Here is a 23,266-nt window from a genome sequence, read left to right as displayed (position 1 = left end):
TTCTCTGGAAATAGTGTGCAGGGCAGACGTGGAGCGTGGGAACGATCAACAAGGGGGTGGGCAATCAGCCTGGATCACGAAACCCTGGGTGAAAGTCCTTGGGCACTGCCACGCTGACTTTACTGTTGGTGGCGATATCAATTCCTTCACTGGCCACTTCTGCGAGGAAGTCGATCTGCTCCGGGGTAATCACATAAGGCGGCAGGAAATACACCACGCTGCCTAACGGGCGCAGCAACGCGCCGCGCTCAAGAGCATGTTCGAAGACCTTGAGCCCACGGCGTTCCTGCCACGGGTAGGCAGTCTTGGTGGCCTTGTCCTGGACCATCTCGATGGCCAGGACCATGCCGGTCTGGCGCACTTCCGAGACGTGGGGATGATCCACCAGGTGCGCGGTGGCCGTGGTCATGCGCTGGGCCAGGGCCTTGTTGTTCTCGATGACGTTGTCTTCTTCGAAAATATCCAGGGTCGCCAGCGCCGCCGCACACGCCAGGGGATTGCCGGTGTAGCTGTGGGAATGCAGGAAGGCACGCAGGGTCGGGTAGTCGTCGTAGAAGGCGCTGTAGACATCCTCTGTAGTGACCACGGCCGCCAGCGGCAAATAGCCGCCGGTCAGGGCCTTGGACAGGCAGAGGAAGTCCGGGCGGATGCCAGCCTGTTCACAGGCGAACATAGTGCCGGTGCGTCCGAAGCCGACGGCAATTTCGTCGTGGATCAGGTGCACGCCGTAGCGGTCGCAAGCGTCGCGCAGCAACTGGAGGTACACCGGGTGGTACATGCGCATGCCACCGGCGCCCTGGATCAGCGGTTCGACGATCACGGCGGCGACGCTGTCATGGTTCTCGGCCAGGGTTTGTTCCATGGCCAGGAACATGTTGCGTGAGTGTTCTTCCCAGCTCATGCCTTCGGGGCGCAGGTAGCAGTCCGGGCTCGGCACCTTGATGGTGTCCAGCAGCAGGGCCTTGTAGGTTTCGGTGAACAGCGGCACATCGCCCACCGACATCGCCGCGATGGTTTCACCGTGGTAACTGTTGGTCAGGGTGACGAAGCGCTTCTTGGCAGGCTGGCCACGGTTGAGCCAGTAGTGAAAGCTCATCTTCAGCGCGACTTCTATGCACGACGAACCATTGTCGGCGTAGAAGCAACGGGTCAGGCCTTCGGGCGTCATCTTCACCAGGCGCTCGGACAGCTCGATCACCGGCTGGTGGCTGAAACCGGCGAGGATCACATGCTCCAACTGATCCACCTGATCCTTGATGCGCTGGTTGATGCGTGGGTTGGCGTGGCCGAACACGTTGACCCACCAGGAACTGACGGCGTCCAGGTAGCGCTTGCCTTCGAAGTCTTCCAGCCACACGCCTTCACCGCGCTTGATGGGAATCAGCGGCAGTTGCTGATGGTCTTTCATCTGGGTGCAGGGATGCCACAGCACCGCAAGATCGCGTTGCATCCACTGGTTATTCAATCCCATCTTCAGTCTCCTCGAAGCGGCTCGCGACGTGCGCGGGCGAAACAATCGCGCAAGCCTATGCAATGCCGGGCAGTGTCACAACCCATTGCGTGCTTTGAAAATCGAATTGGTGCCTGTAGCAGGACGGTCTGTCACGTTTCCTCTGAATAGTCCTTAATCCCCGGTTAATTTATTGCTCCTACGCTTAACATCATATTTCTCGATATTTCAAAGCGAAATTTTCCGCTTTAATTCGATAGGTAAAACGCTAGTCTTGGGCGCAGCTCTTACGGGATTTGGGTAATGCAACTACGAAATTCAGCGGCCCGCTACGGCTGGGTCAGCATTGTTATCCACTGGGGCGTGGCCTTGGTGGTGTTCGGTCTGTTCGCTCTTGGGCTGTGGATGGTCGGTCTTGACTACTACAGCATGTGGCGCAAAGACGCGCCGGACCTGCACAAGAGCATCGGCATCACCTTGTTCGCCATCATGCTGTTGCGGGTGATGTGGCTCTTTATCAGCCCACCGCCGCCGTCACTGGCCAGCTACAGCCGCTTGACCCGCTTGGGTGCCAAGTTTGGTCATGCCTTCCTTTATCTCGGGCTGTTTGCCGTGATGATTGCCGGTTACCTGATTTCCACCGCAGACGGTGTCGGGATCCCGGTGTTTGGCCTGTTTGAAATTCCTGCGCTGGTTTCCGGTCTACCGGACCAGGCAGACGTAGCCGGCTTGGTGCATTTTTACCTGGCCTGGGTACTGGTTGTGTTCGCTGGCCTGCATGGTGTGGCTGCACTGAAACACCACTTCATTGATCGTGATGCGACCCTGGTTCGTATGCTGGGGCGCAGAGCCTGATGTTCAACCTCGACTCACAAGGAATATAAAGCATGTTGAAAAAGACTCTCGCTGCTCTGGCAATCGGTTCTGCTTTGCTGTCTGCCGGTCAGGTGATGGCGGCTGACTACAAGATCGACAAGGAAGGCCAGCACGCCTTCGTTGATTGGAAAATCAGCCACCTGGGCTACAGCTTCATTCACGGTACGTTCAAGGACTTTGATGGTTCGTTCACCTGGGATGCTGCCAAGCCTGAAGCGAGCAAAATCGCAGTTGACCTGAAGACAGCCAGCCTGTGGAGCAACCACGCCGAGCGTGACAAGCACATCGCCAGCAAAGACTTCCTCGACGTAGCCAAGTACCCGCAAGCCAAGTTCGTCTCCACCAGTGTTAAATCCACTGGCGAGAAAACCGCTGATGTCACCGGCGACCTGACCTTTCACGGCGTGACCAAACCGGTCGTGTTCAAGGCCACCTTCAACGGTGAGGGCAAGGATCCTTGGGGCGGCGAACGTGCTGGCTTCAACGCCAAGTCCACCCTGAACCTGAACGACTTCGGCATCAAAGGCCCAGGCCCTACGTCGCAGACGCTGGATCTGGACATCTCGCTTGAAGGTGTCAAAGCGAAGTAATTTTCGCTGCGTCAACCCTAAGCGCCGACCTCAGGGTCGGCGTTTTGCTGTCTGTCAGTTGTAGGCCTATAGGCCGCCCTGATACTGCACGACCTGTTCTTTGAGCCACTTAAGCAGTGATGATATTTGCGCCGAACGTTTGCTGTCGGTGGGCCAGACCAGAAAGTAGCGTGATGAATGCACGGGTTCGATATCCGTCAGTTTGACCAACTCCCCGCGCTTTATCAGGGAATGGGCAATCGAACGTCGGGTCAGCGCAATGCCGTATCCCAGCCTGACGGCCTCAAGCAGTAACGTGGAGTCGGTGAACTCTAGTGTGGCGGGAGGGCGTTGACCCTCGATTCCAGCCGCGCTGAGCCAGACTGGCCAGCTTTCGCTGGCATGTAGCAGCGGCTGTTCCAGTACAGCCTGCGGGGTGATTGGCAGCGCGCCGCCGTTGAAGTTTGCAGCGGCGACCACCAGCAATGAGTCCGCCATCAGGGGTTCGCAATGCACGTCGGGCCATTGGCCGTGGCCGAAGCGGATTGCGCAATCTACCAGCCCCTGCTCAAAACTGACGAACTCCATGGTGGAGGCCAGCTTGAGGTGCAAGTCGGGGTGGGCGCACATGAAGCCTTTGAGCCTGGGCAGTAGCCAAAAAAGGCCATACGAGGGCAGGACCGACAGCGTCAGTTGTGGATGCTTGGTCTTCGCCAGAAACTTTTCGGTGACCCCGGCAATCTCTCCTAGCGCTTGGCGGATTTGATAGGCGTAGATCCGGCCTTCATCGGTCAACACCAATGAGCGCCCGGCGCGCGCGACCAGCGCCACGTCGAGGTATTCCTCCAGGGAGCGGATTTGATGGCTGACGGCGCTGTGGGTGACATGCAGCTCCAGCGCTGCCAGGTTCACCTTGCCCAATCGGGCGAGTGCTTCGAAAGCACGCAAGGCTGCGAGGGGAGGCAGTTTCAATAGGTGAATTCCGTTCACATAAAGGACGAATAATAGCCGCTATACCCGAGTCCGGTGCCTTGCTGATAATTGGCTGCATGTTACTTATTGAAGTGGCACACAGTTAAATCATCAGGGGACCCAGTATGGTTAGTCATGAAATTCAAAGCATGTTGAAAGAGTACTTTGATGTGTTGCAAACCCAAGACTTAAACACGTTCGATCAGGTTTTTCATCCGGGTTGTGTGTTGTATGCCGCTCAGGATGGGCAAGTGACCGTGCGCCCTTTCGCTGAGTATCGCGCCATGGTCCAGGGTCGTAAGTCGCCGCAGGAAGGTGGGTTTGCGCGATTGGACGAAGTGCTGATGATTGATGTGATGTCACCGGAAATGGCCATGGTCAAGGTTCGCCTGCGCCTGTTCGATAACATCATGGTGGACTACTTGAACCTGATGAAAGTGGACGGTCGCTGGACTATTTTTGCCAAGCTTTTTCATAAGGTTGGTACGGCTGTCGATTAATAAGAAAAATGCCAGATACAAAAACGCCCCGAACCAGTCGGGGCGTTTTTTTACAGCTGAAAACTCAGCGGTTGCGGGTCAGCAGCGCTGGTTTTTCACCACGAGGACGGCCTGGCAGTTGATCCAACTGCTCAGGTGTCAGGGAGCGATCGCTTTTTGACTCCTTGTGGATGATCTTCGGCGCAGGGCCGCCACGCGGGTTTTGCACAGCCGGTTCCGACGACTGTGGCTGCTCGTCACGAGCTGGCCGGCGGTTACGTGGCGCCTCTTCGCGACGGGCCTGACCGTCACGGGGAGCACCATTGCGTGGGCCATTGCGCTTGGCTGGCGGGGTGCCAGTGGTTGCGCCGTTGCTGCTGCGCGGAGCGCTTTGGCGACCCTGCGGCTGGCCGGTGCGTGGAGCACCAGTTCCTGCGCCTGCACCCTGTGCCGGAGCACCTGGACGACGACCACGGCCCTGGGCTGGTTTGGCCTGGGGCACGTAGTCAGCGCGGTTACCGAAATTATCCACGTCGTCGTCGAGGAACTCGTCCGGGGCGCGGTCAGCGGCAGCACGTGGTGGCTGGCTCGGCTGGCGCTGTTCGCGGGCCGGAGTGCCTTCACGAGGCTTCTGCTCGCGGGCCGGGCGTTCGCCACGGCTGCTGGCTGCAGGTTTCTCCTTGGCGCCCTTGTCCTTGCCCTTGTCCTTGCGACCACCGCCGCCGCCACCGCCGTTCGGGCCATCGCCCTTCGGACCGCGTGGGTTGTTGCGTGGGTTGCGTACGTCCGGACGCTCGCGCACTTCCGGCTTCTCGGCTTCCACTGCGCTGGCATCGAAGCCCATCAGGTTGCCGTCGGCAATTTTCTGCTTGGTCATGCGTTCGATGCTTTTGAGCAGCTTTTCTTCGTCCGGAGCGACCAGGGAAATGGCCTCGCCCGAACGACCGGCACGGCCGGTACGGCCGATACGGTGCACATAGTCTTCATCGACGTTTGGCAGCTCGAAGTTGACCACGTGGGGCAACTGATCGATGTCCAGGCCGCGCGCGGCGATGTCGGTGGCCACCAGGATGCGCACTTCACCGGCCTTGAAGTCGGCCAGGGCTTTGGTCCGTGCGTTCTGGCTCTTGTTGCCGTGGATGGCGACGGAGGTGAGACCGTGCTTGTCCAGGTACTCGGCCAAGCGGTTGGCGCCGTGCTTGGTGCGGGTGAACACCAGGACCTGTTCCCAGGCGCCGGCGGTGATCAAGTGGGCCAGCAGCGCACGCTTGTGGCTCGCGGCCAAGCGGAACACCCGTTGCTCGATACGCTCGACGGTGGTGTTCGGCGGCGTGACTTCGATGCGCTCGGGGTTGTGCAGCAGCTTGCCGGCCAAGGACGTGATGTCATTGGAGAAGGTCGCCGAGAACAGCAGGTTCTGGCGTTTAGCTGGCAGGCGGGCGAGGACTTTCTTCACGTCATGGACAAAGCCCATGTCGAGCATGCGGTCGGCTTCGTCCAGCACGAGGATTTCCACGTGGGACAGGTCGACGCTGCCTTGGCCGCACAGGTCGAGCAAGCGACCTGGGCAGGCAACCAGTACGTCTACACCACGGGCCATGGCCTGAACCTGTGGGTTCATGCCGACGCCGCCGAAGATGCAGGCGCTGACGAACTTCAAGTCGCGGGCATAGAGCTTGAAGCTCTCGTGCACCTGGGCTGCGAGTTCGCGGGTAGGGGTCAGGACCAATACGCGCGGTTGGCGCGGGCCGTGACGCTGGGATTTGTCCGGGTGACCATTGGGGAACAGCCGTTCCAGAATCGGAAGGGCGAAGCCGCCGGTTTTACCAGTACCTGTCTGTGCCGCAACCATTAGGTCGCGACCTTGCAACACGGCGGGAATGGCCCGCTGTTGCACCGGAGTAGGCTCGGTATAGCCCGCTGCCTCGATGGCACGGACTAAAGCCTCGGAGAGACCGAGGGAAGCAAAGGACATGAGTAATCCTGTTTTAGTTAGGGCTTGGCCCAGAGGGATAGTCTTGCCTGGCGCGAATGGCGTTTAGATGAACGCAATCCCGTCCGGTCCTGCTGGGGCTGGCAGGCACTTCGACGGCTCGCGCGGGCTGCAAAGCTGCGCAGTAGCTGCATCGGGGTGTCTTTTATAGACCCAAGCGTCCGGGCGTAAGCCTGGCGGAAAGGCCGCAGTATAACAGAGCAATCAGTATGCGCTGCTTTCCTGCTGCTCAACGGTTTTGTCCGGGGGTGGCGCTGGAAGCGGCAATGAGGTCGTTTCAGCGCTGGCGCCTGCGTATTTGGCGCTCAAGGCCGCGTAGGCAGGCTCTTGTTTGAAGCGCTTGAGCTCGGCGCCGAAGCGCTGGACCAGCAAGTCCATCCCCGCGCCACGGCGCACGGCGAGAAATTGCTGTTGGCTGCTGATCACGTTCGGCGCCTGGGTGATCTGGTCTTCAAGGCCCAACTCCTTGAGTGCATGCTGGCCGACTCGGCGATCGGTGATCAGCAAGTCGATCCGTCCACGGGCCAATTTGCCGAAATTGGCTTCATGGCTGGGGGCCGGTTCGCGGTTGAAGAGGGTGGATTCGCTGAATTCAGCGCCGTAAAGGTAGCCCGGCGAAGTGCCGATGGTCAGGCCGCGCAGGTCATCAAGGGTCTGGAACGGGTGAGGGCGCTCGTTGGCATAGAACATTACGAACTCCACCCGGGACAGCGGTTCACTGGGGTACAGCAGCACATTGTCCCGTTCGGTGCTGTGGAAAATGTCCAGCGCGCCGTCGGCCTGGCCCTGGTCGAGCATGGCCAGGCAGCGCTTCCAGGGCAGGAACTGCCATTGCACATCAATCCCCAGGCGCTGGAAGACAATCACCGTGGTCTCGTAGTCGAGGCCGCGCATGCTGCCGTTTTCCTCGTACACATAGGGCGCCCAGGGTTCGGTGACAATACGCAGTTTCTCGCCTCGGGCGGTCAGGCTCAGGCAAGTGAGAAGAACAGCTGTCAACAACTGGAAAATGGCTGGCATACCTGAGGTTACGACTGTCTCCGCTTAAATAGAAGCTCTGGAACAGGGATCTGCGGGCGCTGATACTGAATTTTTATTTTGGCGAAGACTTCATCAGGTGTTCGTAAATGGCTTCGCGGCGCTCGCCGAGGATCAGGCGTACAAAGGGGTTGGCGAACCAGTGCTCCAGAAGGCTGGCATCAATAGGGCGGCCTTGGCGTTCTTCCTGGTTCTGCCGCGCCTTCTCCCACCAAACCGGGCCACAGGCCTGGTCGAATTCGTTGGGGTGTTCGTAGCAGCCGTAGAGGATTTCCCGGATGAACTGCTGCTGATGCTTGGGTAGCACCAGGGTGATCAGCTTGTACATCAAGCGCTGCAGACGCGGTGGGCGCGGCAGGTGAGCGGAGACCTGGCGCGTATCGTCCAGGGCGCTGGCGATGCTGAATACCGCTTCCTGATGGTAAGTCTCGGAGCCAAATACTAGGTAAACCAGTTGTGGGCGCGGAGTCGGGGCGACTGTATTCATGGACTGCAGGTTTCCGTGGGCATTTAAAACGGCAAAGGCCCTCGTATTAAGAGGGCCTGGGCACTTTGAAACGAACCTTAGCGAGGTAGCTTGAGGTTGTTCCAGACGGCCAGGCTTGGTTCGGCCTGGTTCAGGGTATAGAAGTGCAACCCTGGCGCGCCACCTTGCAATAAACGTTCACACATTTCGCTGATGACCTGCTCGCCGAACGCCTGGATGCTTTTGACGTCATCGCCATAGGATTCCAGTTGTTTGCGAATGAAGCGGGGGATTTCCGCGCCGCAGGCGTCAGAGAACCGCGCCAGTTTGCTGTAGTTGGTGATTGGCATGATGCCCGGCACGATTGGAATGTTCACACCAAGCGCCCGTACACGCTCGACGAAGTAGAAATAGCTGTCGGCGTTGAAGAAGTACTGGGTGATCGCGCTGTCGGCACCGGCATTGGCCTTGCGCACGAAGTTGCGTAGATCGTCTTCGAAGTTGCGCGCCTGGGGGTGCATTTCCGGGTAAGCAGCCACTTCGATGTGGAAGTGGTCACCGGTCTCTTCGCGGATGAAGCTCACCAGGTCATTGGCGTAGCGCAGCTCGCCGCTGGCCATGCCCATGCCGGACGGCAAGTCGCCGCGCAGGGCGACGATGCGCTTGATGCCCGCACTTTTGTATTGTGTCAGCAGGCTCTGCAGGTCGGCCTTGCTGTCGCCAACGCAGGACAAATGCGGGGCGGCCGGTACTTTGACTTCGCTTTCCAGCTGCAGCACGGTGTTGATCGTGCGGTCACGGGTGGAGCCGCCGGCACCGTAGGTGCAGGAGAAGAAATCGGGGTTATAGCTGGCCAACTGACGGGCAGTGGCGAGCAGTTTTTCATGCCCAGCATCGGTCTTGGTGGGGAAGAACTCGAAGCTGTAGCGACGGTCTTGGGACATGGTAATACCCTTGGGAACTCGAAAACCGACTGTGCATCCATCTGTACTGTAGGAGCGAGCTTGCTCGCGAAGAACCGCAACGATAACGCGTGTAAACAGGACATACGCGGTGCCTTTGGGTTTTTCGCGAGCAAGCTCGCTCCTACAGGTAGAGCAGGTGGCGCCGGTTACTTAGTAGCGATATGCGTGCGGCTTGAACGGACCTTCAACGGTCACGCCGATATAGTCGGCCTGGGTCTTGGTCAGTTGAGTCACCACGCCGCCGAAGCCGCGGACCATTTCCAGGGCCACTTCTTCGTCGAGTTTCTTCGGCAGTACTTCCACGGTCAAGCGCTCGGCCTTCTGGGCAGGCGACAGGTCGGCGTACTTCTGGCCGAACAGGAGGATTTGCGCCAGTACCTGGTTGGCGAACGAACCGTCCATGATGCGGCTTGGGTGGCCGGTGGCGTTGCCCAGGTTCACCAGACGGCCTTCGGCCAGCAGGATCAGGTAGTCGTCGTTCTGTGGGTCGAAGCTAGCTGCGCCGGTGCGGTGAACCTTGTGCACCTGCGGCTTCACTTCTTCCCATGCCCAGTTCTTGCGCATGAAAGCGGTGTCGATCTCGTTGTCAAAGTGACCGATGTTGCAGACCACGGCACGCTTCTTCAGGGCCTTGAGCATGTTCGAGTCGCAAACATTGACGTTGCCGGTGGTGGTAACGATCAGGTCGATCTTGCCCAGCAGGGCTTTATCGATGCTTGCTTCGGTACCGGTGTTGATGCCGTCGATGAACGGCGAAACCAGCTCAAAACCGTCCATGCAGGCTTGCATGGCGCAGATCGGGTCAACTTCGGAAACCTTGACGATCATGCCTTCCTGGCGCAGGGACTGGGACGAACCCTTGCCCACGTCACCGTAGCCGATAACCAGCGCTTGCTTGCCGGACAGCAGGTGGTCAGTGCCGCGCTTGATCGCGTCGTTCAGGCTGTGACGGCAGCCGTACTTGTTGTCGTTCTTGCTCTTGGTCACCGAGTCGTTGACGTTGATGGCCGGGATTTTCAGTTCGCCCTTGGCCAGCATGTCCAGCAGGCGGTGTACGCCGGTGGTGGTTTCTTCGGTCACGCCGTGGACGCGGTCGAGGATGGCCGGGTATTTCTTGTGCAGCAACTCGGTCAGGTCGCCGCCGTCATCGAGGATCATGTTGGCATCCCATGGCGCGCCATCCTTAAGGATGGTTTGCTCCAGGCACCACTCGTACTCTACTTCGGTCTCGCCTTTCCAGGCGAAAACCGGAATGCCGGCAGCGGCGATAGCGGCAGCGGCCTGATCCTGAGTCGAGAAAATGTTGCAGGACGACCAGCGTACTTCGGCGCCCAGGGCAACCAGGGTTTCGATCAGCACGGCAGTCTGGATGGTCATGTGGATGCAGCCGAGAATCTTCGCGCCCTTGAGCGGTTGCTCAGCGGCGTACTTGCGGCGCAGACCCATCAGGGCTGGCATTTCGGATTCGGCGATAAAGGTTTCGCGACGGCCCCAGGCGGCGAGGGACATGTCGGCGACTTTGTAGTCGTTAAAATCTGCAGGCGTGATTACAGCGCTCATGAAGAGCCTCCATTCGTAGTGTGCGAATGGGCGCCGTTGTGCGTTTAGTATCAGGCCAGGACAACCAGGCCAGACAACGCCCCATCCGAGCCTGACAGGTCGAGCCTGCTGCAGCGCCCCTCGGACAGGTGGCGGGAGAACGGTATCAACTGAAGATGACCGTTTTGAAGCGGTGGGGATTATAACGGGCTGCGGCTGACTTCCCAAGCCTTTCTGTCGGCAGCATGAAGATCGCTCATGGGGTTGATAGGCAATGGTTCATAGAGCTTGCTGCGCTGCTCTGCCATGATGTTGCCCATCATTTGGCAAGACGCTTTGGAGTGACCATGAACTTTCACACCCGCAAATGGGTAAAACCCGAAGACCTCAACCCCAACGGCACCCTGTTCGGTGGCAGCCTGCTGCGCTGGATCGACGAAGAAGCTGCCATCTACGCGATTGTCCAGTTGGGCAACCAGCGGGTGGTGACCAAGTACATCTCCGAAATCAACTTTGTCAGCGCCTCGCGCCAGGGCGACATCATCGAACTGGGCATCACGGCCACCGCGTTTGGTCGCACCTCCATCACCCTGACCTGCGAAGTGCGCAACAAGATTACGCGCAAGAGCATCCTGACGGTGGAAAAGATGGTCTTCGTCAACCTGGGTGAAGACGGTTTGCCGGCCCCCCACGGTCGTACCGAAATCAAGTACGTGAAGGATCAGTTTCAGGATGACGGCATCAGCGAATAACTCAGCGCCGGTTTGATTTTTAATCAAATCATTCCGGATGGATATGTCCCAGGCTCTCTCGTCACTCAGGACTGCATCCTGTAGAGAGTCCGCGTATGAAACTGCTCGAATCTGTGCCACGCCACGCTACTGTGGCGCCGATCATCACAAGTCCCCTGGCCTCTGCGGCGCAATCCGAAGGTGTGGCTGCGCCCGTGGAAGAGGGCGCGGGCGAACGCAAGATGATCCTATGGCGAGCCCCCGATGGCCGGATCAAGGTGGAGTTATCGCCGCCCCCGGCCTGGCGCCTGCCGGTCAAGTTATCCAGCCACTGAACAGCCCTGAATCCAGCGTGTCGTAGTTACAGGCACCCCTTGAATTGAGGAGCACTATGGCCACGCAAAAAGACGGCAAGACCCCCAACCTGTCGCAGGAAGAACAACAGGACGTGGACAAGAACCAACCGCCTCGTGCGGCGGTTTTGCATGAAATCATCCGTACCCAGGGCGATCAGGAGCTGGAGCGTACCGTTGCCGCACTTTGGTGGTCCGCATTGGCTGCGGGCCTGACCATGGGCCTCTCGCTGATGGCCATGGGCTTGCTCAACTCGCGCCTGCCGGGCGGTGAAGGGTTCAAGGTCATTGCCAGCTTCGGCTACTGCGCGGGGTTTCTGGCGGTCATTCTGGCGCGCCAGCAATTGTTTACCGAAAACACCCTGACCGCCGTGCTGCCGGTGATGAGCAAGCCGACCCTGGCCAACGCCGGGCGGCTGCTGCGTTTATGGACGGTGGTGCTGGTGGGCAACTTGTGCGGCACCTTGCTGGTGGCGTACGTGATGTTGCATCTGCCGATCTTCGATGCCAAGACTGACCTGGCTTTCCTCGATATCGGGCGCAAGGTCATGGAGAACGACAGCAGCCAGATGTTTGCCAAGGGCATCGTCTCTGGCTGGATGATCGCCACCATGGTGTGGATGATTCCGTCGATGGAAAGCGCCAAGATCTGGATCATCATTCTGATCACTTACCTGATGTCCCTGGGGGACTTCACCCACATCGTCGTTGGCTCGGCGGAAGTGTCTTACCTGGTGTTTGCTGGTGAGTTGCCGTGGAAGGATTTCTGGCTGGTGTTTGCCGGGCCGACCCTGGCCGGCAACATCATCGGCGGCAGCTTTATCTTTGCCTTGATCAGCCATGCGCAGATTCGCAGTGAAAGCAGTTTACCCAAGTAATAGACAGATGCCGCATGAGCAACTCATGCTGCAATTTATCAGCGCGCTCTGGTGCCTTGGGCCATGCAGTCGGGCTCGATTGCCGAGGCCGTTGCGCTGCGGGAAGTCAGTGTGATTCTGGTGGTGTTGTTCGGCATGTTCGTGATGAAACTCTAAATAAAACGCTAACAAAGGAATGAGTTATGACAGTCGCTTTCTGGTGTGTGTTGATCGCTATCGCTCTGCCTTACCTGTGTATTGGTGTGGCCAAGTTCAGCGGTGGCAAGTTCGGGCCCCGGCAGAACCACGATCCTCGGGCCTTCCTGGAAACCCTGGAGGGTTTTGCCAAGCGCGCCCACAGCGCGCAGCTCAACAGCTTTGAAGTGACCCCGGCGTTTGCTGCTGCGGTGATCATTGCCCACCTGGCCGGCAACGCGGAACTGGTGACCATCAATGTGCTGGCGGTGCTGTTTATTACCAGCCGGTTGCTCTACATCATTTGCTACCTGGCGGATTGGGCAATGCTGCGTTCGCTGGTGTGGTTTGTGGGGGTAGGGTTGATTGCGAGCTTCTTTTTTGTATCGATATAAGGCTTGCCCGTGGGTCGGCTCTATGTGGCGAGCGGGCAAGCCCGCTCGCCACATAGATCGCTAGGTCCCAGTCGGTGCATCCGGCACGTTTGGCAGCACCGCGCCTTTGGGCCACAGCATCCAGATCTGCCCCTGCTGTTTCATATTGCCCGCCAACTCACCCGCCGCATCGCCGGTACCCCAGAACAGGTCGGCCCGCACTTCACCGGTAATCGCGCCGCCAGTGTCCTGGGCAGCCACCGGGCGTACGATCGGCGCGCCATCGGGACGTGTCGTCGACAGCCACAACAGGCTGCCCAACGGAATTACCTTGCGATCCACTGCCACGCTGTAGCCGGCGGTCAACGGCACATTAAGAGAACCGCGCGGGCCTTCGTTACTGTCGGGGCGAGTGCTGAAAAAAACATAGCTGGGGTTGCTCGCCAGTAGTTCCGAAATCCGCTCGGGATGGGCCTTGGCCCAAGTGCTGATAGCGCCCATGGTCACGTCTTCTTTCTTCAGTTCGCCTTGTTCCACCAGCCAGCGGCCGATGGGGCGATACGGGAAGCCGTTTTGATCAGCATAACCCACGCGCAGTTGACGTCCGTCGGCCAGTTGGATGCGGCCCGAACCCTGGATTTGCAGGAATTGCAGGTCCATCGGGTTGGTTAGCCAGGCGATGGGCTCGGCAGTAGAGCCTTGTTGATTGATGGCGCTGGCGTCGTCATAAGGCTTGAGCACGCGACCTTCCAGGCGACCGCGCAGGCGTTTGCCCTTGAGTTCCGGGTAGATGCTTTCCAGGTTGACGATGATCAGGTCGTCCGGCACACCGAACACCGGCACATGAGCCGTTTTGGTTTCGGTGAGGCTGCCTGGATAAACCGGTTCGTAGTAGCCGGTGATCAAGCCGTGGGGTGTGTTGTCCGCCGAGCGCAAGCCATAGACGTCGAGGTGTTCTTTAAGAAATCCGCGAATGGCGACGGCAGTTGCCGGAACGCTGACGGCCGAGGCGCAGGTCGCGGCCCATATCGGATCGCTCTTGAGGCGTTGGCAAGCGCTGCGCCAGGATTCGAATCCTGCCTGCAAATCGCTATCCGAAACCGTCGGCAAGGCTTCCCAGGTGGCACTGACATAGGTGGCAATTGCGTGGGGTTTTTCTGGCTCCTGCTTGCCGGCGTTGCAGCCGGCGAGCAGCGCAATCATCGGTAAAGTCCACGCGAGGCGGCGGCTCCAGGGTTTCAACGTAACATTCATGCAAGCAATTCCTGAGGCGATTGCCCGAGCCTGTTGGCGCTCAAGCAATCCGTATTATTAATAGGGCTATTGGTCTTTGCGGGCGGGGCGAGGATACTGGCCGCCGTTTCCCGTGACCCTGAGCCACCATGATTCTTAAAAAACTGACCGTTGTATTACTGGCCTGCCTGACACTGTCTGCGTGTGGCGGCGTTGATCCGAATTCGCCGCTGGGCCAACGCAAGGCCATTTTCAAGCAGATGCTCAAGACCGGCGAAGACCTGGGTGGCATGCTGCGTGGGCGCATACCGTTTGACGGCGCGAAATTCGCCGAGGGTGCGGTCAAGCTCGATAGTCTGTCCCATGAGCCTTGGAAGCATTTCCCAACCGTGCGCGAAGAAGACCACACCAGCGCCAAGGATGATGTCTGGCAAAAGCAGGCCCGTTTTCAGGAGATGGCCAGAAACCTTGAAGCGGCCACCGGTGATTTGGTGATCGCCAGCCAGGTGCAGCCTTACAAGGCCAGCAACCTGGGGCCTGCGGTGCAGAAAGTCGAAGATGCCTGCAGCGCCTGCCATAAACAGTTTCGTGATCATTGATCCTGCCTGGGCAAGGGGGCGGTAAGCGCCTTACTTGTCCAATTCGTCCAAGGCTTCCTGCAACTCTTTGCGTGATTCGGCGAGTTTGTCTTTGCGCTTGTTGATCCTCTCGGAATCACCTTTCTTCATGGCCTTGTCGAGGTCGGCCTGGCGGCGGCTGACTTCGTGCTTGGCGTCGAGCACCTTGTTTTCCCGCTCCTTTTTCAGGGAGGCGTCGGTGCAATGGGCGGTGACTTCGCTCAGGGCTTTTTCCAGGCCTGCTTGCTGCTCGCTGTTGCCGTGGGCCTTGGCCTGTTCGATCTGGGCGCTGATGGCCTGACGCTTGGCGGCGCAGCCGGTGAGTTCCTGTGCTTCTTCGGCCGCCAGCAACGGGGTGGTCATGAAGCTTGCGACGGTCAAAAGGGCGAGCGGTGCAAGAAATTTCATAAGGGCTCCAGGGTAAACAAGGTTGCAATCAGGTGGGCAGGATGAGTTCTGCTGGCACCGGTTAATACTGCAGGGTCCGGGCTAAAAACCGTCTATCCCGGCAGCGCGTAATGTTTCACTCATAGCCAGGACGTGCGGATCGCGAAAAAAAGCGCTCAATTGCGCCGCGCGTCCCGGGCCGATTCCAGCTTCAGCCTGCCAGGCTTGACTGTTTCTGGTGGCCAGGGTTTGCCAGCCACCTTCCAGGTTATTGCGGGCAGTGGGCGGAACACCCAAAGCCATCAGCCATTGTGCGAATGGTCGCTGCCGGGCACTGCGCAAACTGTCGAGCAGGCGCGCACTGCTGCGATCACCGAATCCGTCAATGTTAGCAAGCTCTGCCTCATCCAGCTTCAACCAATCGAGCAGACCGCTGATTAGACCTGCCTGGATTAGCGTATTCCAGGTTTCACGGCCGATATGTGGCAGGGCCAGGCCTTGGTTGCCACTCAGCCAGGTCAGGCGGGCAAGCAGTTGTTCCTCACAACCAGGGACCAATTGCCAGCAGCTCAAATGATGGAAGGCGCTGGCCGCTGGCACCTCGATGTGGGTTCGTGGCTGGCTGCGCAGGATGACCTGGTCGAGCCTGGGAATGACTTGGCCGGCGAGGCTGATGGCGACTTGGTCTCCGGGGCGGATATCCAGTTCTTGCCAGCGCTTCAGCGAGCCGACGCTGACGCGCCTGATCTGCCGATCATCGAGCAACACCGGGTCCAGTTCCAGAATAGGCGTGATACGCCCGGTGCGTCCGATCTTGAAATGCACCTTGCGTACCTGGGCCAGCGCTTTGATCACCGGATATTTCCAGGCCGCCGCCCAGTAGGGTGTGCTGGCCTGCCAACGGTTGGCTGGTGCGCGCTGGCTTTGGTGCAGTACCACGCCATCGCTGGCGAACGGCAGTGGGTTGTTGTACCAGAAGGTACGCCAGTGACGAGCGTCGTCGAGGTCACTGATGGGTTGGCTATAACGCTTGCTGTCGGTAAAGCCCCATCGCTCCAGAGTGTCCAGTTGCTCATTCAAGTTGGCCGGCCCCTGTGGCCACGCCCAGACAAACAGGCCGATACCGGCGGCATCGGTATCGCTCAGCTGTTGGCGGTTCATCAGCCCGGCGACTTTACTGCGGGCATTAATACCGCCCCGTTCTGATTGGAGGTGTTCGCTCAGGCGCCAATAGAGTTCACCCTGCAGCAGCAGATCAATGGGTTCGGGCAGTTGCTGCACGATGCCAGGGATCTTTCGTGCCGAGACCGACCAGTCTTGCCCGAGAACCCCGTCACCGCGGCTGATGACCTGAATCAGGCGACCTTTTTGATAGATCAGCGTTACGGCGACTCCGTCGACCTTGGGTTGAATCCACAGGTCGTGCCGGGTAGTGATCCAGTCTTCGACGGCCCGGTCACTGATCAGTTTTTCCAGCCCGGTGTGTGGTGTCGGATGGGCCAGAGTGCCCCTGGAACTGGCCAGCGGGTTGTCGGGGAGCGGTGCGTTCTGTGCAAGGCAGGTACGCCATTGGTCAAGGCGCAGACGTGCCTGGTCGTAGAGTTCATCGCTGATCAAGGATTGGCCAAGCCGGTGGTAACTGTCGTCCCAAAGGCTGATTTGTTGTTGCAGTGCGGCCATTTCATCCCTGGCCTTGCCGGAGTGCCAGTCAGGACAGTCTTGGCTCCAGGCCGTTATGGGGAAAAGGATCAACAGCAGGCAGACCAGCAGGCGCGGCATCATCATGAGCATCCTTGCTCCGAAGGGGCGCCCAGCCTAAGGCATCGGAGCACCCACAAAAAAGCCCCGCAGGCGCGAGGCTTTTTACCGGGTGTTTCTGCTTACTTGAACAAACCACCCAAGGCTTTCACGGTGTCGTTGCCGTCGGCCTTGGCCTGTTGCTTCTGTTGGGTGGAGTCCAGCTTGTCCTGGGACTCGCTGACTTTTTTGCAACCTTTGTTTACCTGGTCCAGTGCGGCCTGCATGGCCTTCACTTTCAATTCTTCGCCACTGGCCTTGGCCGCGTCGACCTTGGCTTGCAGGTCTTTGCCTTGTTTTTCGCAGTCGCCGGAAGTGCCACCCAGTTGAGACGTCAGAGCGCCGCCCAGTGCGCCGAGGTCGACGGCTTGAACTGGCAGGGCGAACAGGCTGAGCAGAAGGGCGGCAGGAGCGAGCGTGGAAATACGCATGAAAAACCTCAATGTTCGATTGCCTGCGCACAAAAGGATCCCGAGCTGGCGCAGTGCAATATCCAAGTAGGTGAAGGGCTCGGGAGGGCGCGGATTCTAGTGGGCCATTATTTGGCCTGCAAGGCCCCTGTTGAACAAATGTGAACGTCATCGCGCCAATCAGCGCGCAACAAAAAGCCCCGCCGAGTAAACCCGGCGGGGCTTTGGGTACAACGGGCAGCGATTACAGGCCGGCAGCGGTAAGCAGGTCGTTGGCGCGGTCGGTTTTTTCCCAGGTGAACGTGGTGAAGGTGTCGTCGCCGACGGTCTTCTGTTCAGGGGTGCGACCGAAGTGGCCGTAGGCCGCAGTTTCCTGGTACATCGGGTGCAGCAGGTCGAGCATGGTGGTGATCGCGTACGGACGCAGGTCGAACACTTCGCGCACCAGCTTGATGATCTTGTCATCGCTGATCTTGCCGGTGCCGAAGGTGTTCAGCGAGATCGACGTCGGCTGGGCGACACCAATGGCGTAGGACACCTGAATCTCGCAACGCTCGGCCAGGCCGGCGGCAACGATGTTCTTGGCCACGTAACGACCGGCGTAGGCGGCGGAGCGGTCAACCTTCGATGGGTCCTTGCCGGAGAATGCACCGCCACCGTGACGGGCCATGCCGCCGTAGGTGTCGACGATAATCTTGCGACCAGTCAGGCCGCAATCGCCCACCGGGCCACCGATAATGAAGTTGCCGGTGGGGTTGATGTGGAACTGGGTGTCCTTGTGCAGCAGTTCGGCAGGCAGCACATGCTTGACGATCAGCTCCATCACGCCTTCGCGCAGGTCTTTGTAGGAGACTTCCGGATTGTGCTGGGTCGACAGCACCACGGCGTCGATGCCCACCACTTTGCCGCCTTCGTAGCGGCAGGTCACCTGGGACTTGGCATCCGGACGCAGCCACGGCAGTTGGCCGGACTTGCGGGCTTCGGCCTGGCGCTTCACCAACTGGTGGGAGAAGGTGATCGGCGCAGGCATCAGCACATCGGTCTCGTTGCTGGCGTAGCCGAACATCAGGCCCTGGTCGCCGGCGCCCTGGTCTTCCGGCTTGCTGCGGTCAACGCCCTGGGCGATGTCCACCGACTGCTTGCCGATGATGTTCATCACGCCGCAGGTCGCCCCGTCGAAGCCCACGTCGGAGCTGTTGTAGCCGATATCAAGGATCACCTTGCGAACGATGTCCTCCAGATCGACCCAGGCCGAGGTGGTGACTTCGCCAGCGATGATCGCCACGCCGGTTTTCACCAGAGTCTCGCACGCCACACGGGCGAACTTGTCTTCAGTAATGATGGCGTCCAGCACCGCATCAGAAATCTGGTCGGCGATTTTGTCCGGATGCCCTTCAGACACGGACTCGGAGGTGAAAAGGGAGTATTCGCTCATCTCGATGTTTTCCTGATATTTACCGATGGTGAGTGTCGCCAGATGGCCGCTGAAAATGGCGGACCTGAATCTGGAAACCATTACGTAAGCCTACATAGAGACTTTCCCCGGGAACGAGTCCCGCAGCGGTGGCCCAACGGGCCAGATCGTCCTGTTCAAAGCCCAGCCAGAGATCACCGCAGGCCTCCCTGGCCCAACTCTGGTTGTGGCTGCATAAATCTGTCACTAGCAGGCTGCCGCCGGGTTGCAGCAAACAGGCCATTTGCTTGAGGGCTTCAGCCGGGGCGGCGAAATGGTGCAAGACCATGTTCAACACCACGCAGTCGGCCCTCAGGCTTACATTATTCAACGCATCGGCCAGCTGCAGACTGACGTTGCTCAAGTTATCGCGTTCACACACCTGGCGCGCCAGTTCGAGCATCGCCGGGCTGTTGTCCAGCGCCGTGACCTGGTGGAAGCGGCGCGCCAGTTCCGGCAGAAAGCCGCCGTCGCCAGGGCCGACTTCGAGCGCCGTGGCCTCATCACTGAAGCTCAGCTTGTCGAGAAGTGCCAGCACGCTTTCGCGGTATTGCGCCAACCCCGCGATCAAGTCCTGCTGCGCACGAAACTTCTCCGCCACCCGCGAGAAAAAATCCTGGCTGGCCGCAGCGCGTTGCCCGTGGACCTGGCCGATTCGCGACTGTACGTCAGCCGGCAGCGCCAGGTTGTCCACTTCTTCCAGGAGCGCGGCATGCAGCTTGCCACCCAAGTGGTCGGTGTGCGGCAGCGCGCGCCGGTAAAAAATCGCATTGCCTTCGCGGCGCGTGGCCACCAGGTCGGCCTGGGCCAGCACCTTCAGATGGTGGCTCATGCCGGACTGACCGATGGCGAAGATCTGTGCCAGTTCCAGCACGCCGAATGAGTCGTTGGCCAGCGCGCGCAACACATTCAGGCGTAAGGGATCACCGCCGGCCTTGCACAAGGCCGCCAGCTCATCGCAGTCGTCATGACGAAGGGAGGGCGCGCGTAAGTTCATAGGGCCAGCAGTCTAGTGACGGGGATAAATCCTCGCAAGGCCAATATCAAAAAGTTTTGATATTGGTCGATAAGTGGTGGCTATAAGCAGGCTCTGTAACCTTTAGACGAAGGGGTGAAAGGTTTCTCCAGGCCAATGCAGGCCAATCCACAGGAAAAACACCCTCAAGTGACTATCTGTCATTGCCCCGAAGGCCGTGGCTGAGGGAAAATGCCGGTCCTTTTTTCCGTTTCTTTTATTCACTCTCGATTCAATATCCGCAGGAGAACAGCGATGCCCAGCCGTCGTGAGCGTGCCAACGCCATTCGTGCCCTCAGCATGGATGCCGTGCAAAAAGCCAACAGCGGCCATCCCGGTGCCCCGATGGGCATGGCGGATATCGCCGAGGTACTTTGGCGTGACTACCTGAAACACAACCCGAGCAACCCGTCGTTCGCCGACCGTGACCGCTTCATCCTGTCCAACGGCCACGGCTCGATGTTGATCTACTCGTTGCTGCACCTGACCGGTTACGACCTGTCCATCGACGACCTGAAAAACTTCCGTCAGATCCACAGCCGCACCCCGGGCCATCCGGAGTACGGCTACACCGCTGGCGTTGAAACCACCACCGGGCCCCTGGGCCAAGGCCTGGCTAACGCGGTCGGTTTCGCCCTCGCCGAAAAAGTCCTGGCGGCGCAGTTCAACCGTCCAGGCCACAACGTTGTCGATCACCACACCTATGTGTTCCTGGGTGATGGCTGCATGATGGAAGGCATCTCCCACGAAGTCAGCTCCCTGGCCGGTACCCTGGGCCTGGGCAAACTGATCGCCTTCTACGATGACAACGGCATCTCCATCGACGGCGAAGTCGAAGGCTGGTTCACCGACGACACGCCAAAGCGTTTCGAAGCCTATAACTGGCAGGTGATCCGCAATGTTGACGGCCACGATCCGGAAGAGATCAAGACCGCCATCGACACCGCCCGCAAGAGCGACCAGCCGACGCTGATCTGCTGCAAGACCACCATCGGTTTCGGCTCACCGAACAAACAAGGCAAGGAAGACTGCCACGGCGCCCCACTGGGTGACGCGGAAATCGCGCTGACCCGCGCTGCGCTGAAGTGGAACCACGGCCCGTTCGAAATCCCGGCTGATATCTATGCCGAGTGGGACGCCAAGGAAACCGGCCGTGCTGCCGAAGCTGAGTGGGACCAGCGTTTTGCTGCCTACTCTGCTCAATTCCCTGAGTTGGCCAGCGAACTGGTGCGTCGTCTGGCCGGTGACCTGCCAGCTGATTTCGCTGAAAAAGCGTCGGCCTACATCGCCGAAGTCGCCGCCAAGGGCGAAACCATTGCCAGCCGCAAAGCCAGCCAAAACGCCCTGAATGCCTTTGGCCCGCTGCTGCCTGAGTTCCTCGGCGGTTCGGCTGACCTGGCCGGTTCCAACCTGACCCTGTGGAAAGGTTGCAAAGGTGTCTCGGCCGAAGACGCCAGCGGCAACTACATGTACTACGGCGTTCGCGAGTTCGGCATGAGCGCCATCATGAACGGCGTTGCCCTGCACGGCGGCCTGGTGCCTTACGGCGCGACCTTCCTGATGTTCATGGAATACGCCCGCAACGCGGTACGTATGGCTTCGCTGATGAAGAAACGTGTGATCTTCGTCTACACCCACGACTCCATCGGTCTGGGCGAAGACGGCCCGACGCACCAGCCGGTCGAGCAAATGACCAGCCTGCGCACCACGCCGAACCTGGACACCTGGCGTCCATCGGATGCGGTCGAATCGGCCGTGGCCTGGAAGCACGCCATCGAACGCAAGGACGGCCCTTCGGCGCTGATCTTCTCCCGTCAGAACCTGCAGCATCAGAACCGCGATGCGGCGCAGATCGAAGGCATCAGCCGTGGTGGCTACGTGCTCAAGGACTGCATCGGCGAGCCGGAGCTGATCCTGATCTCCACCGGTTCCGAAGTGGGCCTGACGGTTCAAGCCTACGACAAACTGACCGAGCAGGGCCGCAACGTGCGTGTGGTTTCGATGCCATGCACCAGCGTCTTTGAAGCCCAGGATGCCGACTACAAGCAATCGGTACTGCCGTTGCAGGTCAGCGCCCGTATCGCCATCGAAGCGGCTCACGCTGACTACTGGTACAAGTACGTGGGCCTGGAAGGCCGCGTCATTGGCATGACTACCTACGGTGAGTCGGCGCCAGCGCCAGCGTTGTTCGAAGAGTTCGGCTTCACCCTGGAAAACATCCTGGGTCAGGCTGAAGAGCTGCTGGAAGACTAAAAGCGCGAACGCGGTGGCCGATGGTCACCGCATCCCTTGTAGGAGCGAGCTTGCTCGCGATGGTCGTTAACGATAACGCTGGCTGTCTGGATAAACGCGTTGTCCTCAAGTTCATCGCGAGCAAGCTCGCTCCTACAATGGTTTTGTGTCGCTCATAAGAATCGAGAACCCCATGCCCCAACCGCGCCCCTACAAAGTTGCACTCAACGGCTACGGCCGGATTGGTCGTTGCGTCTTGCGTGCTCTGTTCGAGCGAGGGCCGGCTGCCGGGTTTGAAATTGTTGCGATCAACGATCTGGCCGACATGGCCAGCATCGAATACCTGACACGCTTTGACTCCACCCACGGCCGGTTTCCCGGCGAAGTGCGGGTCGACGGCGATTGTCTGCATATTAATGGTAACTGCGTGAAGGTCCTGCGCAGTGCCACCCCCGAGGGCATCGACTGGGCGTCGCTGGGCGTTGACCTGGTGCTGGAATGTTCCGGTGCCTACCACACTCGCGCCGATGGCCAGCGTTTCCTCGACGCCGGAGCACCGCGTGTGCTGTTTTCCCAGCCGATGGCCAGCGAGTCAGATGTCGACGCCACTATCGTCTACGGCGTCAACCAGGATTGCCTGACCGGCGCCGAGCTGCTGGTGTCCAACGCCTCCTGCACCACTAACTGCGGCGTGCCGTTGTTGCGCCTGCTGGATCAGGCCATCGGACTGGAATACGTGTCGATCACCACTATTCACTCGGCGATGAATGATCAGCCGGTGATCGATGCCTATCATCACGAAGACCTGCGCCGCACGCGTTCGGCGTTCCAGTCAGTGATTCCGGTGTCCACCGGTCTGGCAAGAGGTATCGAACGCCTGCTGCCGGAACTTGCCGGGCGAATCCAGGCCAAAGCAGTTCGGGTGCCGACAGTGAACGTGTCCTGCCTGGACATCACCATGCAAACCGTCAGCGACACCGACGCCGAGGAGGTCAACAGGATTCTGCGCGAGGCCTCTACCAGTGGCCCGCTCAAAGGGCTTTTGGCCTACACCGAGTTGCCCCACGCCAGTTGTGATTTCAACCATGATCCGCATTCGGCCATCGTTGATGCCAGCCAGACCCGCGTTTCCGGCCCAAGGCTGGTTAACATCCTGGCCTGGTTCGACAACGAATGGGGTTTTGCCAACCGAATGCTGGACGTTGCAGAGCATTACCTGCAAACAGCTTCTCCATTACCTAAACCTGCTCTCTAATTCAGTAACA

22 protein-coding genes, 2 pseudogenes and 1 riboswitch are annotated in these 23,266 nt (G+C 59.4%); of the genes and pseudogenes, 11 read left to right on the top strand and 13 right to left on the bottom strand.

Annotated elements, in window-relative coordinates:
- Window positions 1-64 precede the first annotated feature (64 nt).
- On the bottom strand, window positions 65-1,471 hold the full coding sequence (locus tag ACZRJ6_RS06865) for an adenosylmethionine--8-amino-7-oxononanoate transaminase (RefSeq protein WP_149414424.1): 1,407 nt from the start codon (window positions 1,469-1,471) through the stop codon (window positions 65-67).
- A 282-nt stretch (window positions 1,472-1,753) separates the two neighbouring features.
- On the opposite strand from ACZRJ6_RS06865, the gene ACZRJ6_RS06860 reads away from it, so the two are divergent.
- On the top strand, window positions 1,754-2,305 hold the full coding sequence (locus ACZRJ6_RS06860; protein ID WP_463967791.1) for a cytochrome b: 552 nt from the start codon (window positions 1,754-1,756) through the stop codon (window positions 2,303-2,305).
- 32 nt (window positions 2,306-2,337) lie between these two features.
- A complete protein-coding gene (locus ACZRJ6_RS06855; RefSeq protein ID WP_133102404.1) occupies window positions 2,338-2,916 on the top strand; it encodes a YceI family protein in 579 nt (192 codons plus the stop codon).
- Window positions 2,917-2,982: 66 nt separating this feature from the next.
- Here the strand turns inward: ACZRJ6_RS06855 and ACZRJ6_RS06850 are convergent, their stop codons facing one another.
- Window positions 2,983-3,867 carry a LysR substrate-binding domain-containing protein gene (locus ACZRJ6_RS06850; protein WP_463967792.1) on the bottom strand — a complete coding sequence of 295 codons (885 nt, stop codon included), beginning with the start codon at window positions 3,865-3,867 and terminating at the stop codon, window positions 2,983-2,985.
- Window positions 3,868-3,992: 125 nt separating this feature from the next.
- Between ACZRJ6_RS06850 and ACZRJ6_RS06845 the strand changes: the two genes are divergently transcribed.
- On the top strand, window positions 3,993-4,367 hold the full coding sequence (locus ACZRJ6_RS06845) for a nuclear transport factor 2 family protein (RefSeq protein WP_149414427.1): 375 nt from the start codon (window positions 3,993-3,995) through the stop codon (window positions 4,365-4,367).
- Window positions 4,368-4,431: 64 nt separating this feature from the next.
- On the opposite strand, the gene ACZRJ6_RS06840 is transcribed toward ACZRJ6_RS06845, so the two are convergent.
- The 5 genes and pseudogenes from ACZRJ6_RS06840 to ACZRJ6_RS06820 all read right to left on the bottom strand — a co-directional run bounded on the left by ACZRJ6_RS06840 (window position 4,432) and on the right by ACZRJ6_RS06820 (window position 10,368).
- Window positions 4,432-6,321 carry a DEAD/DEAH box helicase gene (locus tag ACZRJ6_RS06840; protein WP_463967793.1) on the bottom strand — a complete coding sequence of 630 codons (1,890 nt, stop codon included), beginning with the start codon at window positions 6,319-6,321 and terminating at the stop codon, window positions 4,432-4,434.
- Window positions 6,322-6,543: 222 nt separating this feature from the next.
- Entirely contained in the window at window positions 6,544-7,359 is an 816-nt protein-coding gene (locus ACZRJ6_RS06835; RefSeq protein WP_463967794.1) for a substrate-binding periplasmic protein, read from the bottom strand.
- 73 nt (window positions 7,360-7,432) lie between these two features.
- Window positions 7,433-7,774 (bottom strand): annotated as a pseudogene (locus tag ACZRJ6_RS06830) (hypothetical protein); the annotation flags it as partial.
- Between the two features lie 167 nt (window positions 7,775-7,941).
- The gene (metF, locus tag ACZRJ6_RS06825) at window positions 7,942-8,787 is read right to left on the bottom strand and encodes a methylenetetrahydrofolate reductase [NAD(P)H] (RefSeq protein WP_463967795.1); all 846 of its coding nucleotides are present in this window, start codon (window positions 8,785-8,787) and stop codon (window positions 7,942-7,944) included.
- A gap of 171 nt (window positions 8,788-8,958) precedes the next feature.
- Window positions 8,959-10,368, bottom strand: a complete 1,410-nt coding sequence (locus ACZRJ6_RS06820) for an adenosylhomocysteinase (protein WP_463967796.1) — start codon at window positions 10,366-10,368, stop codon at window positions 8,959-8,961.
- Between the two features lie 21 nt (window positions 10,369-10,389).
- Window positions 10,390-10,496: riboswitch (S-adenosyl-L-homocysteine riboswitch) on the bottom strand.
- Window positions 10,497-10,694: 198 nt separating this feature from the next.
- Between ACZRJ6_RS06820 and ACZRJ6_RS06815 the strand changes: the two genes are divergently transcribed.
- The 5 genes and pseudogenes from ACZRJ6_RS06815 (at window position 10,695) to ACZRJ6_RS06795 (ending at window position 12,878) form a co-directional block, all read left to right on the top strand.
- Window positions 10,695-11,099, top strand: a complete 405-nt coding sequence (locus ACZRJ6_RS06815; RefSeq protein ID WP_149414432.1) for an acyl-CoA thioesterase — start codon at window positions 10,695-10,697, stop codon at window positions 11,097-11,099.
- 95 nt (window positions 11,100-11,194) lie between these two features.
- A complete protein-coding gene (locus tag ACZRJ6_RS06810) occupies window positions 11,195-11,413 on the top strand; it encodes a hypothetical protein (protein WP_149414433.1) in 219 nt (72 codons plus the stop codon).
- Between the two features lie 56 nt (window positions 11,414-11,469).
- Entirely contained in the window at window positions 11,470-12,309 is an 840-nt protein-coding gene (locus ACZRJ6_RS06805) for a formate/nitrite transporter family protein (RefSeq protein ID WP_149414434.1), read from the top strand.
- A gap of 33 nt (window positions 12,310-12,342) precedes the next feature.
- Window positions 12,343-12,459 (top strand): annotated as a pseudogene (locus tag ACZRJ6_RS06800) (EamA family transporter); the annotation flags it as partial.
- 32 nt (window positions 12,460-12,491) lie between these two features.
- Window positions 12,492-12,878 carry an MAPEG family protein gene (locus ACZRJ6_RS06795; RefSeq protein ID WP_149414435.1) on the top strand — a complete coding sequence of 129 codons (387 nt, stop codon included), beginning with the start codon at window positions 12,492-12,494 and terminating at the stop codon, window positions 12,876-12,878.
- Between the two features lie 60 nt (window positions 12,879-12,938).
- Here ACZRJ6_RS06795 and mltA read toward each other — a convergent pair whose 3' ends face one another.
- Window positions 12,939-14,111 (bottom strand): murein transglycosylase A, encoded by a 1,173-nt coding sequence (gene mltA / locus ACZRJ6_RS06790; protein ID WP_463967797.1) that lies wholly within the window; start codon window positions 14,109-14,111, stop codon window positions 12,939-12,941.
- A gap of 128 nt (window positions 14,112-14,239) precedes the next feature.
- On the opposite strand from mltA, the gene ACZRJ6_RS06785 reads away from it, so the two are divergent.
- Window positions 14,240-14,689 carry a c-type cytochrome gene (locus ACZRJ6_RS06785; protein WP_463967798.1) on the top strand — a complete coding sequence of 150 codons (450 nt, stop codon included), beginning with the start codon at window positions 14,240-14,242 and terminating at the stop codon, window positions 14,687-14,689.
- A 30-nt stretch (window positions 14,690-14,719) separates the two neighbouring features.
- Here the strand turns inward: ACZRJ6_RS06785 and ACZRJ6_RS06780 are convergent, their stop codons facing one another.
- The 5 genes from ACZRJ6_RS06780 to ACZRJ6_RS06760 all read right to left on the bottom strand — a co-directional run bounded on the left by ACZRJ6_RS06780 (window position 14,720) and on the right by ACZRJ6_RS06760 (window position 19,751).
- Window positions 14,720-15,115, bottom strand: coding sequence for a DUF1090 domain-containing protein (locus ACZRJ6_RS06780; RefSeq protein WP_463967799.1), 396 nt, complete (start codon window positions 15,113-15,115; stop codon window positions 14,720-14,722).
- Window positions 15,116-15,196: 81 nt separating this feature from the next.
- Window positions 15,197-16,873 (bottom strand): NAD-dependent DNA ligase LigB, encoded by a 1,677-nt coding sequence (ligB, locus tag ACZRJ6_RS06775; protein ID WP_463967932.1) that lies wholly within the window; start codon window positions 16,871-16,873, stop codon window positions 15,197-15,199.
- 101 nt (window positions 16,874-16,974) lie between these two features.
- Complete coding sequence (locus tag ACZRJ6_RS06770) at window positions 16,975-17,322, bottom strand: hypothetical protein (RefSeq protein ID WP_463967800.1); 348 nt, start codon at window positions 17,320-17,322, stop codon at window positions 16,975-16,977.
- A 223-nt stretch (window positions 17,323-17,545) separates the two neighbouring features.
- Window positions 17,546-18,736 (bottom strand): methionine adenosyltransferase, encoded by a 1,191-nt coding sequence (gene metK / locus ACZRJ6_RS06765; RefSeq protein WP_133102391.1) that lies wholly within the window; start codon window positions 18,734-18,736, stop codon window positions 17,546-17,548.
- A gap of 19 nt (window positions 18,737-18,755) precedes the next feature.
- The gene (locus ACZRJ6_RS06760; RefSeq protein WP_463967801.1) at window positions 18,756-19,751 is read right to left on the bottom strand and encodes an ArsR/SmtB family transcription factor; all 996 of its coding nucleotides are present in this window, start codon (window positions 19,749-19,751) and stop codon (window positions 18,756-18,758) included.
- A 273-nt stretch (window positions 19,752-20,024) separates the two neighbouring features.
- Here ACZRJ6_RS06760 and tkt point away from each other — a divergent pair, with 273 nt between their 5' ends.
- Both tkt and epd read left to right on the top strand, forming a co-directional pair.
- Complete coding sequence (tkt, locus tag ACZRJ6_RS06755; protein WP_463967802.1) at window positions 20,025-22,022, top strand: transketolase; 1,998 nt, start codon at window positions 20,025-20,027, stop codon at window positions 22,020-22,022.
- 172 nt (window positions 22,023-22,194) lie between these two features.
- The gene (gene epd, locus ACZRJ6_RS06750) at window positions 22,195-23,256 is read left to right on the top strand and encodes an erythrose-4-phosphate dehydrogenase (RefSeq protein WP_463967803.1); all 1,062 of its coding nucleotides are present in this window, start codon (window positions 22,195-22,197) and stop codon (window positions 23,254-23,256) included.
- The last annotated feature ends 10 nt before the right edge of the window (window positions 23,257-23,266 follow it).

This window comes from Pseudomonas sp. C321 (assembly GCF_055407105.1).
The sequence above is the reverse complement of the archived record's forward strand: the minus strand, read 5'-3'. Positions and strand labels throughout refer to the sequence as shown.

Coding starts and splice junctions, on each gene's coding strand:
- ACZRJ6_RS06865 (WP_149414424.1), bottom strand. CDS start 1,471: ATGGGATTGAATAACCAGTGGATGCAACGCGATCTTGCGGTGCTGTGG.
- ACZRJ6_RS06860 (WP_463967791.1), top strand. CDS start 1,754: ATGCAACTACGAAATTCAGCGGCCCGCTACGGCTGGGTCAGCATTGTT.
- ACZRJ6_RS06855 (WP_133102404.1), top strand. CDS start 2,338: ATGTTGAAAAAGACTCTCGCTGCTCTGGCAATCGGTTCTGCTTTGCTG.
- ACZRJ6_RS06845 (WP_149414427.1), top strand. CDS start 3,993: ATGGTTAGTCATGAAATTCAAAGCATGTTGAAAGAGTACTTTGATGTG.
- ACZRJ6_RS06840 (WP_463967793.1), bottom strand. CDS start 6,321: ATGTCCTTTGCTTCCCTCGGTCTCTCCGAGGCTTTAGTCCGTGCCATC.
- ACZRJ6_RS06835 (WP_463967794.1), bottom strand. CDS start 7,359: ATGCCAGCCATTTTCCAGTTGTTGACAGCTGTTCTTCTCACTTGCCTG.
- metF (WP_463967795.1), bottom strand. CDS start 8,787: ATGTCCCAAGACCGTCGCTACAGCTTCGAGTTCTTCCCCACCAAGACC.
- ACZRJ6_RS06820 (WP_463967796.1), bottom strand. CDS start 10,368: ATGAGCGCTGTAATCACGCCTGCAGATTTTAACGACTACAAAGTCGCC.
- ACZRJ6_RS06815 (WP_149414432.1), top strand. CDS start 10,695: ATGAACTTTCACACCCGCAAATGGGTAAAACCCGAAGACCTCAACCCC.
- ACZRJ6_RS06810 (WP_149414433.1), top strand. CDS start 11,195: ATGAAACTGCTCGAATCTGTGCCACGCCACGCTACTGTGGCGCCGATC.
- ACZRJ6_RS06805 (WP_149414434.1), top strand. CDS start 11,470: ATGGCCACGCAAAAAGACGGCAAGACCCCCAACCTGTCGCAGGAAGAA.
- ACZRJ6_RS06795 (WP_149414435.1), top strand. CDS start 12,492: ATGACAGTCGCTTTCTGGTGTGTGTTGATCGCTATCGCTCTGCCTTAC.
- mltA (WP_463967797.1), bottom strand. CDS start 14,111: ATGAATGTTACGTTGAAACCCTGGAGCCGCCGCCTCGCGTGGACTTTA.
- ACZRJ6_RS06785 (WP_463967798.1), top strand. CDS start 14,240: ATGATTCTTAAAAAACTGACCGTTGTATTACTGGCCTGCCTGACACTG.
- ACZRJ6_RS06780 (WP_463967799.1), bottom strand. CDS start 15,115: ATGAAATTTCTTGCACCGCTCGCCCTTTTGACCGTCGCAAGCTTCATG.
- ligB (WP_463967932.1), bottom strand. CDS start 16,873: ATGCCGCGCCTGCTGGTCTGCCTGCTGTTGATCCTTTTCCCCATAACG.
- ACZRJ6_RS06770 (WP_463967800.1), bottom strand. CDS start 17,322: ATGCGTATTTCCACGCTCGCTCCTGCCGCCCTTCTGCTCAGCCTGTTC.
- metK (WP_133102391.1), bottom strand. CDS start 18,736: ATGAGCGAATACTCCCTTTTCACCTCCGAGTCCGTGTCTGAAGGGCAT.
- ACZRJ6_RS06760 (WP_463967801.1), bottom strand. CDS start 19,751: ATGAACTTACGCGCGCCCTCCCTTCGTCATGACGACTGCGATGAGCTG.
- tkt (WP_463967802.1), top strand. CDS start 20,025: ATGCCCAGCCGTCGTGAGCGTGCCAACGCCATTCGTGCCCTCAGCATG.
- epd (WP_463967803.1), top strand. CDS start 22,195: ATGCCCCAACCGCGCCCCTACAAAGTTGCACTCAACGGCTACGGCCGG.